14 protein-coding genes and 1 other annotated feature are annotated in these 14,648 nt (G+C 57.3%); of the genes, 11 read left to right on the top strand and 3 right to left on the bottom strand.

Annotated elements, in window-relative coordinates:
• Window positions 1-46 precede the first annotated feature (46 nt).
• Window positions 47-1,405 (top strand): cell envelope integrity protein CreD, encoded by a 1,359-nt coding sequence (gene creD / locus EDF75_RS20535; protein ID WP_166646221.1) that lies wholly within the window; start codon window positions 47-49, stop codon window positions 1,403-1,405.
• Window positions 1,406-1,456: 51 nt separating this feature from the next.
• Here the strand turns inward: creD and arcA are convergent, their stop codons facing one another.
• The gene (arcA, locus tag EDF75_RS20530; RefSeq protein WP_002887843.1) at window positions 1,457-2,173 is read right to left on the bottom strand and encodes a two-component system response regulator ArcA; all 717 of its coding nucleotides are present in this window, start codon (window positions 2,171-2,173) and stop codon (window positions 1,457-1,459) included.
• A 95-nt stretch (window positions 2,174-2,268) separates the two neighbouring features.
• On the opposite strand from arcA, the gene yjjY reads away from it, so the two are divergent.
• The 7 genes from yjjY (at window position 2,269) to EDF75_RS20495 (ending at window position 9,021) form a co-directional block, all read left to right on the top strand.
• The gene (gene yjjY / locus EDF75_RS20525; RefSeq protein ID WP_049268126.1) at window positions 2,269-2,409 is read left to right on the top strand and encodes a YjjY family protein; all 141 of its coding nucleotides are present in this window, start codon (window positions 2,269-2,271) and stop codon (window positions 2,407-2,409) included.
• A 397-nt stretch (window positions 2,410-2,806) separates the two neighbouring features.
• Window positions 2,807-3,493 (top strand): tRNA/rRNA methyltransferase, encoded by a 687-nt coding sequence (locus EDF75_RS20520; protein ID WP_133600712.1) that lies wholly within the window; start codon window positions 2,807-2,809, stop codon window positions 3,491-3,493.
• 212 nt (window positions 3,494-3,705) lie between these two features.
• A complete protein-coding gene (gene thrL, locus EDF75_RS20515) occupies window positions 3,706-3,774 on the top strand; it encodes a thr operon leader peptide (RefSeq protein ID WP_071845000.1) in 69 nt (22 codons plus the stop codon).
• Window positions 3,713-3,830, top strand: a sequence feature (Thr leader region). Its footprint overlaps the gene before it by 62 nt.
• Window positions 3,831-3,855: 25 nt before the next feature.
• Complete coding sequence (gene thrA, locus EDF75_RS20510; RefSeq protein WP_133600711.1) at window positions 3,856-6,318, top strand: bifunctional aspartate kinase/homoserine dehydrogenase I; 2,463 nt, start codon at window positions 3,856-3,858, stop codon at window positions 6,316-6,318.
• 1 nt (window position 6,319) lies between these two features.
• A complete protein-coding gene (gene thrB, locus EDF75_RS20505; protein WP_041143968.1) occupies window positions 6,320-7,249 on the top strand; it encodes a homoserine kinase in 930 nt (309 codons plus the stop codon).
• Between the two features lie 3 nt (window positions 7,250-7,252).
• Window positions 7,253-8,539: a threonine synthase gene (gene thrC / locus EDF75_RS20500; protein WP_133600710.1), complete on the top strand. Its 1,287-nt coding sequence runs from the start codon at window positions 7,253-7,255 to the stop codon at window positions 8,537-8,539.
• Window positions 8,540-8,742: 203 nt separating this feature from the next.
• Window positions 8,743-9,021 carry a DUF2502 domain-containing protein gene (locus EDF75_RS20495; RefSeq protein ID WP_133600709.1) on the top strand — a complete coding sequence of 93 codons (279 nt, stop codon included), beginning with the start codon at window positions 8,743-8,745 and terminating at the stop codon, window positions 9,019-9,021.
• A 40-nt stretch (window positions 9,022-9,061) separates the two neighbouring features.
• Here EDF75_RS20495 and yaaA read toward each other — a convergent pair whose 3' ends face one another.
• Together yaaA and EDF75_RS20485 are read right to left on the bottom strand one after the other, a co-directional pair.
• A complete protein-coding gene (yaaA, locus tag EDF75_RS20490; RefSeq protein WP_133600708.1) occupies window positions 9,062-9,835 on the bottom strand; it encodes a peroxide stress protein YaaA in 774 nt (257 codons plus the stop codon).
• Window positions 9,836-9,921: 86 nt separating this feature from the next.
• On the bottom strand, window positions 9,922-11,352 hold the full coding sequence (locus EDF75_RS20485; RefSeq protein WP_133600707.1) for an alanine/glycine:cation symporter family protein: 1,431 nt from the start codon (window positions 11,350-11,352) through the stop codon (window positions 9,922-9,924).
• Window positions 11,353-11,554: 202 nt separating this feature from the next.
• Here EDF75_RS20485 and tal point away from each other — a divergent pair, with 202 nt between their 5' ends.
• The 3 genes from tal to EDF75_RS20470 all read left to right on the top strand — a co-directional run bounded on the left by tal (window position 11,555) and on the right by EDF75_RS20470 (window position 14,638).
• Window positions 11,555-12,508 carry a transaldolase gene (tal, locus tag EDF75_RS20480; RefSeq protein ID WP_045860032.1) on the top strand — a complete coding sequence of 318 codons (954 nt, stop codon included), beginning with the start codon at window positions 11,555-11,557 and terminating at the stop codon, window positions 12,506-12,508.
• Between the two features lie 109 nt (window positions 12,509-12,617).
• On the top strand, window positions 12,618-13,205 hold the full coding sequence (gene mog / locus EDF75_RS20475; protein ID WP_041143974.1) for a molybdopterin adenylyltransferase: 588 nt from the start codon (window positions 12,618-12,620) through the stop codon (window positions 13,203-13,205).
• A gap of 122 nt (window positions 13,206-13,327) precedes the next feature.
• Window positions 13,328-14,638, top strand: coding sequence for an MFS transporter (locus EDF75_RS20470; protein WP_133600706.1), 1,311 nt, complete (start codon window positions 13,328-13,330; stop codon window positions 14,636-14,638).
• The last annotated feature ends 10 nt before the right edge of the window (window positions 14,639-14,648 follow it).

Here is a 14,648-nt window from a genome sequence, read left to right as displayed (position 1 = left end):
CCCCACATAGCCCGGCTAAGGTGAGCGCTTCACTGAGGAGGACGCTATGTTGAAATCACCGCTATTCTGGAAAATGAGCACCCTGCTGGGGTGCATCCTGTTGTTATCTATCCCCCTGATGATGGTCCGACAGCTGATTGTCGAGCGGGCGGACTATCGTAGCGACGTTGTTGATGCGCTGGAGAAAAGCACCAGCGGCGCGCAAAAGCTGACCGGGCCGCTGATCGCAATCCCGGTCACCGAGACGTTGACCCGTCTTGAGGATAAAAAAGAGGTCGAGTATCAGCAGACCTGGGTGCACTACTGGCTACCGGAATCGCTGGCGATAAGCGGCAAGCAGAACGTGGAATCCCGACAGATAGGCATTTATGAGGGCCAAATCTGGCACAACACGCTTGGGATCAGGGCGCAGTTCGATACCTCCCGCCTGGCTGAACTCCAAAAAGATAATATTACGCTGGGCAGACCCTTCGTGGTGGTCGGCGTTAGCGATGCGCGCGGAATTGGCGCTATTGAAGCGCCGGAGATAGGCGGCGCGACGCTGCCCGTGGAGCCTGGGCTGGGCCTCAGCGGCAGCGGAGAGGGGATTCATATGCCGCTACCGCCGCTGTCGGCGCAGCAGAAAACGCTGGACCTTGCGTTCACTCTCAACCTGAACGGAATGGGGAGCTTCTCGGTGGTGCCCGTTGGGCGCAATAGCGAGCTGCAGCTGGCAAGCAACTGGGCGCACCCCGGTTTTCTTGGCGATTTTCTTCCCGTTAGCCGCGAGGTCAGCGCCTCCGGCTATAGCGCCCGCTGGCAAAGCAGCTGGTTTGCCAACAACATGGCGAAGTTCTTCGTTGACGATCGGGAGGTTGAGTGGCGGGAGCTGCCGGCCTTCAACGTCAACGTCACTACGCCAGCCGATCAATATCAGCTGACCGATCGGGCGACTAAATATGCCATTCTTTTGATTGCGCTAACCTTTATGGCTTTCTTTGTCTTCGAAAGTTTAACGATGTACCGCCTGCATCCGCTGCAGTATCTGCTGGTTGGCCTGTCGCTGGTGATGTTCTATCTGGTATTACTGGCGCTCTCGGAACACATTGGCTTTACGCCATCATGGATTGCCGCCAGCGTCATCGGCGCGCTGATCAACGCCGTGTATCTGCACGCCGTGCTGAAAGGATGGCGCAACAGCCTGCTCTTCGTCTGCGCGCTATTATTGCTGGATAGCGTTATGTGGATGCTGCTGCGTTCGGAAGATAGCGCGCTGCTGCTCGGGACCGGCGTGCTGCTGCTGGCGCTAAGCGCGCTGATGCTGCTGACTCGCCACGTTGACTGGTATGCGCTATCGTCTCAGAAGCCAAAAAAGGCGGAGCAGCCCGGCGGTGAGGGCGACGATACGTTCAGGATCTGGAAATAAAAAAACGGCGCCTTGAGCGCCGTTTTACGTTGTTGCTGCGGGAATAGTTAATTATTCCTGCAGATCGCCACAGAAGCGGTAACCTTCACCGTGAATGGTAGCGATGATTTCCGGCGTATCCGGAGTAGATTCAAAGTGCTTACGAATGCGACGGATGGTCACGTCTACGGTACGGTCGTGCGGCTTAAGCTCACGGCCGGTCATTTTCTTCAGCAGTTCAGCGCGTGACTGGATTTTGCCCGGGTTTTCGCAGAAGTGCAGCATTGCGCGGAATTCACTGCGCGGCAGCTTGTACTGCTCACCGTTCGGGCTGACCAGAGAACGGCTGTTGATATCCAGCTCCCAGCCGTTGAACTTGTAGCTTTCTACGCTGCGACGCTCTTCGCTTACGGTACCCAGATTCATGGTACGGGAGAGCAGGTTGCGCGCGCGAATAGTCAGTTCACGGGGGTTGAATGGCTTGGTGATATAGTCATCTGCGCCAATTTCGAGGCCCAAAATCTTATCAACTTCATTATCGCGGCCGGTAAGGAACATCAGCGCGACGTCCGCCTGTTCGCGCAGTTCACGCGCCAGCAGGAGACCATTTTTACCCGGCAGGTTAATATCCATGATTACCAGGTTGATATCATTTTCAGACAGGATCTGATGCATTTCCGCGCCATCGGTCGCTTCGAACACATCATAACCTTCTGCTTCGAAAATACTTTTTAACGTGTTGCGTGTTACCAACTCGTCTTCAACGATAAGAATGTGCGGGGTCTGCATGTTTGCTACCTAAATTGCCAACTAAATCGAAACAGGAAGTACCAAAGTCCCTGACCTGCCTGGTACATGTCGCAAATTAACATGTCCGGCGTAACATGACTAAAGTACGTAATTGCGTTCTTGATGCACTTTCCATCAACGTCAACAACATCATTAGCTTGGTCGTGGGTACTTTCCCTCTGGACCCGACGGTGTCAAAAACGGCTGTCATCCTAACCATTTTAACAGCAATATAACAGGCTAAGAGAGGCTGAACACCCAATAAAACTACGCTTCGTTGACATATATCAAGTTCAATTGTAGCACGTTAACAGTCTTGTGAAATCATCGTATTGAAATGCTATTTGTAGTTACAAATCTTACACAGCTCAAATGGTTGCGTGGGGAAACTGATAAATATGCTGAATCCAACGCCTGAAACGGTATCCGGAGCGAAATATCATTGGCAAACATATGGATAAAAGCGTTCTGTTAACATACCTCGTGTCGCGGCTGGTTGGAAATAGTTTAGTTTTTTTTATGGGTGTTCGAACGCAATTTTAGTGATATTTGTTGCAAATTTGTAAATTTTCACCGCGTAAAATGAGGGATAACTTTCATTTTCGCCCCCTGAGAGAGTAGAAGAGAACCACAATGCGCGTATCTATTGTATTAGTATCCCCGGCTCGGGCAGAGAACGTTGGCGCGGCCGCGCGAGCGATGAAAACGATGGGCTTTAGCGATCTGCGGATCGTCGAAAGCGATGCCCATTTGCAGCCTGCCGCGCGCTGGGTCGCCCATGGATCCGGAGATATTCTCGATAATATAAACACTTATTCAACGCTGGAGCAGGCGCTGCACGATGTCGATTTTACGGTCGCCACCACGGCCCGCAGCCGGGCGCGCTTCCACTACTACGCCACCCCGCAGCAGCTCCTGCCGCTGATGGAGGAAAAGGCGCAGTGGATGAACCACGCGGCGCTGGTGTTTGGTCGGGAAGATTCCGGCCTGACCAACGAGGAGCTGGCCCTTGCCGACGTGTTGACCGGCGTGCCGATGGTCGCCGACTATCCGTCGCTCAACCTCGGCCAGTCGGTGATGGTTTACTGCTATCAGCTGACTTCCCTGGTTCAGCAGGCGTCTGCCGTTTACGCGAGCGTTGATGAAAACCAGCTGCAGGCGCTGCGTTTGCGAACCCTCGATCTGTTGACCCGGCTTGGCGTTGCTGAAGACGTCAAACTCACCGATTGGCTACAGCAGCGGATTGGACTTTTGCAGCAGCGGGATACGGCAATGCTCCATCGTTTGCTGCACGATATTGAAAAAAACCTCCCGGAGTAAAGTTCTGTCATAAGTTTTATGTATGGTTTTTTCTGCTGATTGATGGCGTGAGACTGCGTGAACAGGGATGAATGACCGGTGCATTCTGGCGCATTGGCCAGGTGCGTAAAAACCGGCGAAAAACAGAAATTCATTGACTTAAGCCGGCAGATACTTTAACCAATATAGGCACAGGACACAGACAGATAAAAATTACAGAGTACACAACATCCATGAAACGCATCGGCATGATTACAACGATTATCACCACCACTATTACCACAGGTAACGGTGCGGGCTGACGCGTACAGGAAACACAGAAAAAAGCCCGCACCTGAACAGTGCGGGCTTTTTTTTCGACAAAAAATCTAGGGGTAACAACCATGCGCGTGTTGAAGTTCGGCGGTACATCAGTGGCAAATGCAGAACGTTTTCTGCGTGTTGCCGATATTCTGGAGAGCAATGCCAGGCAGGGGCAGGTAGCGACCGTACTGTCTGCCCCGGCGAAAATTACCAACCATCTGGTCGCGATGATTGAAAAAACCATCGGCGGCCAGGATGCGCTCACCAATATCGCTGACGCTGAACGCATTTTTGCTGAACTGCTGCAGGGTCTCGCCGATGCTCAGCCGGGCTTTGCGCTGGCGCAGCTGAAAACCTTCGTCGAGCAGGAGTTTTCCCAGATAAAGCACGTGCTGCACGGCATCAGCCTGCTTGGCCAGTGCCCGGATAGCGTTAACGCTGCGCTGATTTGCCGCGGAGAGAAGCTCTCCATCGCGATCATGGCCGGCCTTCTTGAAGCGCGTGGCTATAAGGTCAGCGTGATTAACCCCGTTGAAAAACTGCTGGCCGTGGGCCACTACCTCGAATCCACCGTCGATATTGCCGAATCAACCCGCCGTATTGCCGCCAGCCAGATCCCAGCGGACCATATGGTGCTGATGGCCGGTTTTACTGCCGGCAACGAAAAGGGCGAGCTGGTGGTTCTCGGCCGTAACGGCTCCGACTATTCTGCCGCCGTACTCGCCGCCTGCCTGCGCGCCGACTGCTGTGAAATCTGGACCGACGTCGACGGCGTTTACACCTGCGATCCGCGCCAGGTACCTGACGCCCGCCTGCTGAAGTCGATGTCCTATCAGGAAGCGATGGAGCTCTCCTACTTCGGCGCCAAGGTTCTGCACCCGCGCACCATTGCGCCTATCGCTCAGTTCCAGATCCCCTGTCTGATTAAAAATACCGGCAATCCGCAGGCGCCGGGTACGCTTATCGGCGCCAGCCTTGATGAAGACGGCCTGCCGGTTAAGGGGATCTCCAACCTCAATAATATGGCGATGTTCAACGTCTCCGGTCCGGGGATGAAGGGGATGGTCGGCATGGCCGCCCGCGTTTTCGCCACCATGTCCCGCGCCGGTATTTCGGTGGTCCTGATCACCCAGTCCTCTTCTGAGTACAGCATCAGCTTCTGCGTGCCGCAAAGCGACTGCGCCCGGGCAAAACGGGTGATGGAGGAGGAGTTCTATCTGGAGCTGAAAGAGGGGCAGCTGGAGCCGCTGTCGATCATGGATCGCCTGGCGATCATTTCCGTCGTCGGCGACGGTATGCGCACCCTGCGCGGTATTTCGGCCAAGTTCTTCGCGGCGCTGGCGCGCGCCAATATCAATATCGTGGCGATTGCCCAGGGCTCTTCCGAACGCTCTATCTCCGTAGTGGTCAGCAATGACGACGCCACTACCGGGGTACGCGTCACCCACCAGATGCTGTTCAATACCGACCAGGTCATTGAGGTGTTCGTTATCGGCGTCGGCGGCGTTGGCGGCGCGCTGATCGAGCAAATCAAGCGTCAGCAGGGCTGGCTGAAGAACAAGCATATCGACCTGCGCGTGTGCGGTGTCGCCAATTCCCAGGCCCTGCTGACCAACGTCCACGGTCTGAATCTGGAAAACTGGCGCGCTGAGCTGGCCGAAGCGAAAGAGTCGCTTAACCTGGGCCGCCTGATCCGCCTGGTGAAAGAGTATCACCTGCTCAACCCGGTGATCGTTGACTGTACCTCCAGCCAGGCGGTCGCCGATCAGTACGCCGATTTCCTGCGCGAAGGTTTCCACGTGGTGACGCCGAACAAAAAGGCCAACACCTCATCGCTGGATTACTACCATCAGCTGCGCCACGCGGCGAGCAGCTCCCGACGCAAATTCCTCTACGACACCAACGTCGGCGCCGGCCTGCCGGTTATCGAGAACCTGCAGAACCTGCTCAACGCCGGTGACGAACTGCTGCACTTCTCCGGCATCCTCTCCGGTTCGCTGTCCTTTATCTTCGGCAAGCTGGACGAGGGGATGACGCTCTCCGCGGCGACGACGCTGGCGCGGGATATGGGCTATACCGAACCGGATCCGCGCGACGATCTTTCCGGCGTCGATGTTGCCCGCAAGCTGCTGATCCTGGCCCGTGAGACCGGACGTGAGCTGGAGCTGTCGGACATTATCGTTGAGTCGGCTCTGCCTGAAGCGTTTGATGCCAGCGGCGACGTCGAGAGCTTTATGGCACGTCTGCCAGCGCTGGATAACGAATTTGCTTCCCGGGTGGCGAAAGCGCGCGATGAAGGTAAAGTCTTGCGTTACGTCGGTAATATCGAAGAGGATGGAACCTGCCGCGTGAAAATCGCCGCGGTGGACGGGAACGATCCGCTGTTTAAAGTCAAAAACGGTGAGAACGCGCTGGCCTTTTACAGCCACTATTATCAGCCGCTGCCGCTGGTGCTGCGCGGCTATGGCGCGGGTAACGATGTGACGGCTGCCGGCGTATTTGCCGACCTGCTGCGTACCCTGTCATGGAAGTTAGGAGTTTAAGATGGTCAAAGTATATGCCCCGGCTTCCAGTGCCAATATGAGCGTCGGGTTTGATGTCCTGGGCGCGGCGGTGACGCCGGTTGACGGTACGCTGCTGGGGGACAACGTCTCGGTTGAGGCGGCCGCAAGCTTCAGCCTGCAAAACGTGGGTCGCTTTGCCAGCAAGCTGCCGGCGGCGGCGCAGGAGAATATCGTTTATCAATGCTGGGAGCGTTTTTGCGAAGAGATTGGCAGAAAGGTTCCGGTGGCGATGGTGCTGGAAAAAAATATGCCGATTGGCTCCGGCCTCGGCTCCAGCGCCTGTTCAGTAGTAGCGGCGCTGGTGGCGATGAATGAATTCTGCGGCAAGCCGCTGAACGAAACCCGGATGCTGGCGCTGATGGGCGAGATGGAAGGGCGCATCTCCGGCAGTATCCACTACGACAACGTCGCCCCGTGCTATCTGGGCGGCATGCAGCTGATGATCGAAGAGAACGACATCATCAGCCAGCAGGTGCCCGGCTTTGACGAATGGCTGTGGGTGCTGGCGTACCCTGGAATTAAAGTTTCGACGGCGGAAGCGCGCGCCATCCTGCCGGCCCAGTATCGGCGGCAGGATTGTATTGCGCACGGCCGCCATCTGGCGGGCTTTATTCACGCCTGCTATACCCGCCAGCCGCAGCTGGCAGCGAAATTGATGAAAGATGTGATTGCCGAACCCTATCGCACCAAACTGCTGCCGGGCTTCAGCGAAGCGCGGCAGGCGGCGATGGAGATCGGCGCGCAGGCCTGTGGGATCTCCGGCTCTGGCCCGACGCTGTTTGCGCTGTGCGATAAGCCGGAAACCGCGCAGCGCGTCGCCGACTGGCTGGGGACGCATTATCTGCAGAATCACGAAGGCTTTGTTCATATTTGCCGGCTGGACACGGCGGGCGCACGAGTAGTGGGATAACCAATGAAACTCTATAACTTAAAAGATCATAACGAACAGGTCAGCTTTGCGCAGGCCGTCACGCAGGGGCTTGGCAAGCATCAGGGGCTGTTCTTCCCGCACGATCTGCCGGAATTTAGCCTGACCGAAATCGATGAGATGCTGGCGCTGGATTTTGTCACCCGCAGCGCTAAGATCCTGTCGGCATTTATTGCCGATGAGATCCCGCAGGCGGTCCTGCAGGAGCGTATCGGCGCGGCCTTCACCTTCCCGGCTCCGGTCAGCAAGGTGCAGGATGACGTCGGCTGCCTCGAGCTGTTCCATGGCCCGACGCTGGCGTTTAAAGACTTCGGCGGCCGCTTTATGGCCCAGATGCTGACCCATATCGCGGGCGACAAGCCGGTAACTATCCTGACGGCGACCTCTGGCGATACCGGCGCGGCGGTGGCCCACGCGTTCTACGGTCTGCCAAACGTGAAGGTGGTGATTCTCTATCCGCGCGGCAAGATTAGCCCGCTGCAGGAGAAGCTGTTCTGCACCCTGGGCGGCAACATTGAAACCGTGGCTATCGACGGCGACTTCGACGCCTGCCAGGCGCTGGTTAAGCAGGCCTTCGACGACGAAGAGCTGAAAGCGGCGCTGGGCCTGAACTCCGCCAACTCGATTAACATCAGCCGTCTGCTGGCGCAGATTTGCTACTACTTTGAAGCGGTCGCGCAGCTGTCTCAGGAAGCGCGTAATCAGCTGGTGATTTCGGTGCCAAGCGGCAACTTCGGCGACCTCACCGCCGGCCTGCTGGCGAAGTCTTTGGGCCTGCCGGTTAAGCGCTTTATCGCCGCCACCAACGCCAACGATACCGTTCCTCGCTTCCTGCAGGACGGCAACTGGGCGCCGAAGGTCACTCAGGCGACGCTGTCCAACGCGATGGACGTCAGTCAGCCAAACAACTGGCCGCGCGTGGAAGAGCTGTTCCGCCGTAAAACCTGGCGTCTGAACGAGCTGGGATACGCGACCGTGGACGACGAGACGACCAAAGAGGCGATGCGCGAGCTGAAAGCCATCGGCTACACCTCGGAGCCGCATGCGGCTATCGCCTGGCGCGCGCTGCGCGACCAGCTGCAGCCGGGCGAATACGGCCTGTTCCTCGGTACCGCGCATCCGGCGAAGTTCAAGGAGAGCGTTGAAGAGATCCTGCAGGAGACGCTGCCGCTGCCGAAAGAGCTGGCGGACCGCGCTGACCTGCCGCTGCTGTCGCATAACCTGCCTGCGGACTATGCGGCGCTGCGCGAGCTGATGATGGCGAAAGCGTAACGGCGGCTACAGACGTTGTTTATTTCTCAAACCGGGCCAGGGCGCCCGGTTTTTTTACGCCCAAAAAAGGAGAAATTATGCATGAATTATCAATAAATGCCGGGGGCTGAAGAATAGGATTGCGGAGAATAACAAGCGCCGTTGTGCAGGGTTAACCTTGGGCTATCGACCCATCACGGGCACTGTTAACAAAGGGGAAACCTATGTCAAAGCTGAAATCTGTGATCCTCGCGCTTTCGATGCTGCTGGTGGCTCCTGCGGCCGTCCACGCCGCTGAAATTACGCTGATTCCGGCCGTAAAACTGCAGATCGGCGATCGCGATAACTCCGGCAACTATTGGGACGGTGGCCACTGGCGCGATCGTGAGTGGTGGGGACGCCATTACGACTGGCGCGACGATCGCTGGCATCCGCATGACGATCGCCGTTATCACCAGCGCGAACGCGATCGCGGTCCGGATCGCGACTGGCACCACCGCTAAGCGGCATTCCCGGCCGGCAGGCTGGCGGCCGGGAAGCGGGTTAGCGCTCGTGACGTTTAAAGACCATCTCGCCTTTATCGGAAGCGTCGGCGTCAAAGAAGTACCCGTCGCTGTCGAAGCGCGTGAGCTGCTCCGGCTGGGTTAAGCGGTTCTCAATGATATAGCGGCTCATCAAGCCGCGCGCTTTCTTGGCGTAGAAGCTGATCACCTTAAACTGGCCGTTTTTCTCATCGAGGAACACCGGCTTAATAATCTGCCCCTGCAGCCGTTTCGTTTTGACCGACCGGAAGTATTCGTCGGAGGCGAGGTTAATCACCACGTCGTCGCCCTGGGCCTTCAGCGCCTGATTCAGCGTATCGGTAATCGTCTCCCCCCAGAACTGATAGAGATCCTTGCCTTTGGCGTTTTCCAGCTTAATGCCCATCTCCAGACGATAGGGCTGCATCAGATCCAGCGGGCGCAGCACGCCGTACAGGCCGGAGAGCATACGCAGGTGCTGCTGGGCGAAATCAAAATCCGCCTCGTCGAAGGTTTCCGCCTGCAGCCCGGTGTAGACGTCGCCCTTAAAGGCCAGAATGGCCTGGCGGGCGTTTTTCGGCGTGAACTCGGGATGCCAGTCGTGAAAACGGGTGGCGTTCAGATCCGCCAGCTTATCGCTGATGCCCATCAGCTTGCCTATCTGCGGCGCTGAAAGCTGGCGCGCCACGCCGATAAGCTGTTGGGAATACTCCAGCAGCTCGGGCTGGGTGTAGCGCGTCGTCGCCAGCGGGCTTTGATAATCGAGCGTCTTAGCAGGTGAAATCAGAATCAGCATATCCAGTCCTTGCAGGAGATTTTCGGCGATTTTAGCAAAAAAAGACCGCGGAGGGATCGATAGCTGCGATTGCTGCGATTGCTGTGCTATTCGCGCGACGGCCCGTCCCAGGTTCCCGGCGCCAGCTGCTGGCGAATTTCCGGATAGCGCGCGGCGTCAAAAGTGGGCTGCACGCCCAGCCGTCGCTGGTGAAGATAGTCGCTGGCAAGCAGGCGTACCGTGGGTGACAGCAGGAGGATCGCCGTCAGGTTGGTAATGGCCATCAGCGCCATAATAATATCCGCCAGCCGCCAGACGACCGGGAGGCTCATCATCGTTCCCGTTAAGACCATCAGGATGGTGATAATCCGCAGTCCCCAGATGCAGCGGGGGCTATTAAAACGCAGAAAAATAAGGTTATTTTCAGCATAAATGTAGTTTGCCACGATAGAGCTAAAGGCAAAGAGCAGCACGATGACGGCGACAAAGCCGGCGCCCCAGCCGCCGACAAGCCCGCTCATCGCATGCTGAATGGCCTGGATACCGTTAGCGGCGTCCTCTCCGCCTCCGCGCGGCGCCAGCATGATAATCACCGCGCTGGCGGTGCAGATAACAACGGTATCGATAAAAACGCCAAGCATCTGGACGATCCCCTGAGCCGCCGGGTGCGGAGGCCAGGAGGCGGCGGCCGCGGCGGCGTTAGGCGTTGAGCCCATCCCCGCTTCGTTAGAGAACATTCCGCGCTGGAAACCGCTGGTTAGCGCCTGGCTGATGGTATAGCCCACCGCGCCGGCGGCGGCTTCCTGCCAGCCGAACGCGCAGCGGAAAATGGTGTTAAAAATTGCCGGCAGGGCGGTGATGTGCCACAGGCCGATGAGCAGGCTGGCGGCAACCCACAGCACCGCCATCAGCGGGACGAACCATTGCAGGATCTTTGCCACGTTGCGCAAGCCGCGAACGATAACCAGCAGGGTGAGCGCCGCCAGCACGCCGCCGGTGATAACGCCGGGCAGATCGAAGGCATAGGTCATCGCATGCGCCACCGAGTTGGCCTGGACGGTGTTAAAAATAACGCCATAAGCGAGCAGCAGCAGGATTGAAAACAGCACGCCCATCCAGCGCATCCCTAAGCCTCGGGACATATACCACGCGGGACCGCCGCGAAATTGCCCCTGCGCATCGCGTTCTTTATAGAGCTGGGCAAGGGAGCATTCGGCGAAGCTGCTGGCCATCCCGAGCAGCGCAGAGACCCACATCCAGAAGACGGCGCCCGGACCGCCGGCGGCGATCGCCAGCGCCACGCCGGCCAGGTTGCCGCTCCCGACGCGGGCGGCCAGGCTGGTGCACAGGGCCTGAAAAGAGGTTAAGCCGTCGGGCTGGGGCAGGAGGCTTTTGCGCAAACTTTTCCCAAACTGGCTAACATAACGGAACTGAATACATTTCGTCCGCCAGGTAAACCATACGCCGGCACCCAGTAATAAATAAATCATTACCGAACCCCAGAGTATTTCATTGATAAATGAGAAAAAATCAGGCATTAAGCATCCTCTTGTCCATGTTGGTAAGCTCGTGTAAGCGTTACCATTTTAGTGACAATCCTTTAACATTCAGAGAATTAATTCGTTCAGTTTATCACACTCTGCGCTCTTGCATGGTCCGCAGTTGCGCTGACCCGGCAGCGTGTTATCATCTTGGCAGACCGGTTACATCCCCTTAACTGCTGTTTAAGAGAACACTATCATGACGGATAAATTGACTTCTCTGCGTCAGTACACCACTGTCGTAGCTGATACCGGAGATATTGCGGCAATGAAGCTGTATCAGCCTCAGGACGCCACGACTAACCCTTCTTTGATTCTTGGCGCTGCTCAGATCCCTGAGTACCGTAAGCTGATTGATGACGCTATCGTCTGGGCCCGCGCTCAGAGCAGCGATCGCGCGCAGCAGGTTATCGACGCTTCCGATAAGCTGGCGGTGAACATTGGTCTCGAAATCCTTAAGCTGATTCCAGGCCGTATTTCTACCGAAGTTGATGCCCGTCTCTCCTATGACACCACGGCATCCATCGCGAAAGCTAAACGCATCATCAAGCTGTACAACGATGCGGGCATCGGCAACGATCGCATTCTGATCAAGCTGGCTTCTACCTGGCAGGGCATCTGCGCCGCCGAGCAGCTGGAAAAAGAAGGCATCAACTGTAACCTGACCCTGCTGTTCTCCTTCGCTCAGGCACGCGCCTGTGCGGAAGCGGGCGTATTCCTGATTTCTCCGTTCGTAGGCCGTATCCTCGACTGGTACAAAGCGAACACGGATAAGAAAGAGTATGCGCCGGCGGAAGATCCGGGCGTGGTTTCCGTCAGCGAAATCTACGAGTACTACAAGCAGCACGGCTATGAAACCGTCGTAATGGGCGCAAGCTTCCGTAACGTCGGCGAAATCCTCGAGCTGGCCGGCTGTGACCGTCTGACCATCGCTCCGGCACTGCTGAAAGAGCTGGCAGAAAGCGAAGGCGCTATCGAACGCAAGCTGACCTTCAGCGGCGAAGTGAAAGCCCGTCCGGAACGCATCACCGAATCTCAGTTCCTGTGGCAGCACAACCAGGATCCGATGGCGGTAGACAAACTGGCGGAAGGCATCCGTAAGTTTGCTATCGACCAGGAAAAACTGGAAAAAATGATCGGCGATCTGCTGTAATCATTGCGCGTGGCCGGGCTTCCGGTCACGCTACTTCTTTTGAGCCCTGTCTGTATCTCCTTCCAGCGTGTATTATTCCGTCTAACTGCACTATTTGAACGGAATAACGATGAATACCTTACGAATCGGCTTAGTTTCCATCTCCGATCGCGCCTCCAGCGGCGTTTATCAGGATAAAGGCATCCCGGCACTTGAAGAGTGGCTGGCGCGTGCGCTGACGACCCCTTTTGAGCTCCAGACCCGCCTGATCCCCGATGAGCAGGTGATTATCGAGCAAACGCTGTGCGAGCTGGTTGACGAAATGGGCTGCCATCTGGTGTTAACTACCGGCGGTACCGGCCCTGCGCGACGAGACGTGACGCCGGATGCGACGCTGGCGGTTGCCGATCGCGTCATGCCGGGCTTTGGCGAGCAGATGCGTCAGGTGAGCCTGCACTTCGTCCCGACGGCCATTCTCTCCCGCCAGGTTGGGGTGATCCGTAAGCAGGCGCTGATCCTCAATCTGCCCGGTCAGCCGAAGGCGATTGAGGAAACCCTCGAAGGGGTCAAAGATGCCGATGGCCAGGTGCTGGTGCACGGCGTCTTTGCAAGTGTACCGTATTGTGTACAGCTGCTTGAGGGGCCTTATGTCGAGACTGCGCCGGAAGTGGTAGCGGCTTTTCGGCCAAAAAGCGCGAGACGCGAAAGTTTATCCTGAATTTGATGCTTTCCTGACATAACCTGCAATCCTGGTGGTGTGCTGTTTTATTTACGATATAGTGTTTTTTACTTTACACACTGCGTGATAACACCTACAAACCTCTGGATGAACAGCTCGTTATGTCACAACATACCCGACCTCTGAATCGACAAGACTATAAAACTCTGACGCTGGCCGCCCTTGGCGGGGCGCTGGAGTTTTACGACTTCATTATCTTCGTCTTCTTTGCCGCCGTTGTCGGCGAGCTCTTCTTCCCGGCCGATATTCCGGAGTGGCTGCGCCAGGTGCAGACCTTCGGCATTTTCGCCGCCGGCTATCTGGCGCGTCCTCTCGGCGGCATTATCATGGCCCACTTTGGCGATTTGGTCGGGCGCAAGAAAATGTTTACCCTGAGTATTTTACTGATGGCGCTGCCGACGCTGGCGATCGGCCTGCTGCCGACCTATGCATCGATGGGGATCGTTGCCCCGCTGCTGCTGCTGCTGATGCGCGTGCTGCAGGGCGCGGCGATTGGGGGGGAAGTCCCCGGCGCCTGGGTGTTTGTTGCGGAGCACGTGCCGGAGAAAAAAATCGGTATCGCCTGCGGCACGCTAACGGCGGGCTTAACGGTGGGGATCCTGCTGGGGTCGGTGGTGGCGACGCTGATTAATACCAGCCTGACGCCGCAGGGCATCCACGACGGCGGCTGGCGTATTCCTTTCCTGCTGGGCGGCGTGTTCGGCCTGGTGGCGATGTATTTACGCCGCTGGCTGCAGGAAACGCCGATATTCCTCGAGATGCAGCAGCGCAAAGCATTAGCCCAGGAGCTGCCGGTTAAATCGGTGGTGCTCAAGCATCAGAAGGCCGTGGTGGTTTCAATGCTGCTGACCTGGCTCCTGTCCGCTGGCGTGGTGGTGGTCATTTTGATGTCGCCGGTGTGGCTGCAAAAGCATTACGGCTTTGCCCCGGCGGTGACCCTGCAGGCGAACAGTATTGCGACGATTATGCTGTGTGTCGGCTGCCTGCTGGCAGGCCTGGCGGCCGATCGCTTTGGCGCCAGCCGGACGTTTATCGTCGGCAGCCTTCTGCTGGCGGTTTCCAGCTGGGCGTTCTATCACCTTTCCGGCACCTCGCCTGAACAGCTTTTCCTGCTGTACGGCACCGTTGGGCTGTGCGTTGGCGTGGTCGGGGCGGTGCCTTACGTGATGGTTCGCGCCTTCCCGGCGGAGGTGCGTTTTACCGGAATCTCATTCTCGTACAACGTCTCCTACGCCATTTTCGGCGGCCTGACGCCGATTGCCGTCACTATGCTGATGGGCGTATCGCCGATGGCTCCGGCGTGGTACGTGCTGGCGCTGTCGCTGATGGGGCTGGGGCTGGGGATTTGGCTGCGTCAGGGGCTGGGGGGAAATAGCGCCGCCGCGGCTGGCGAACTGCAGCGTCTGCCTTAGCGCGACTGCT

The organism is Klebsiella sp. BIGb0149, from assembly GCF_004362605.1.
Classification (GTDB): domain Bacteria; phylum Pseudomonadota; class Gammaproteobacteria; order Enterobacterales; family Enterobacteriaceae; genus Klebsiella; species Klebsiella terrigena.
This window is presented reverse-complemented; position numbering and strand designations above follow the sequence as displayed.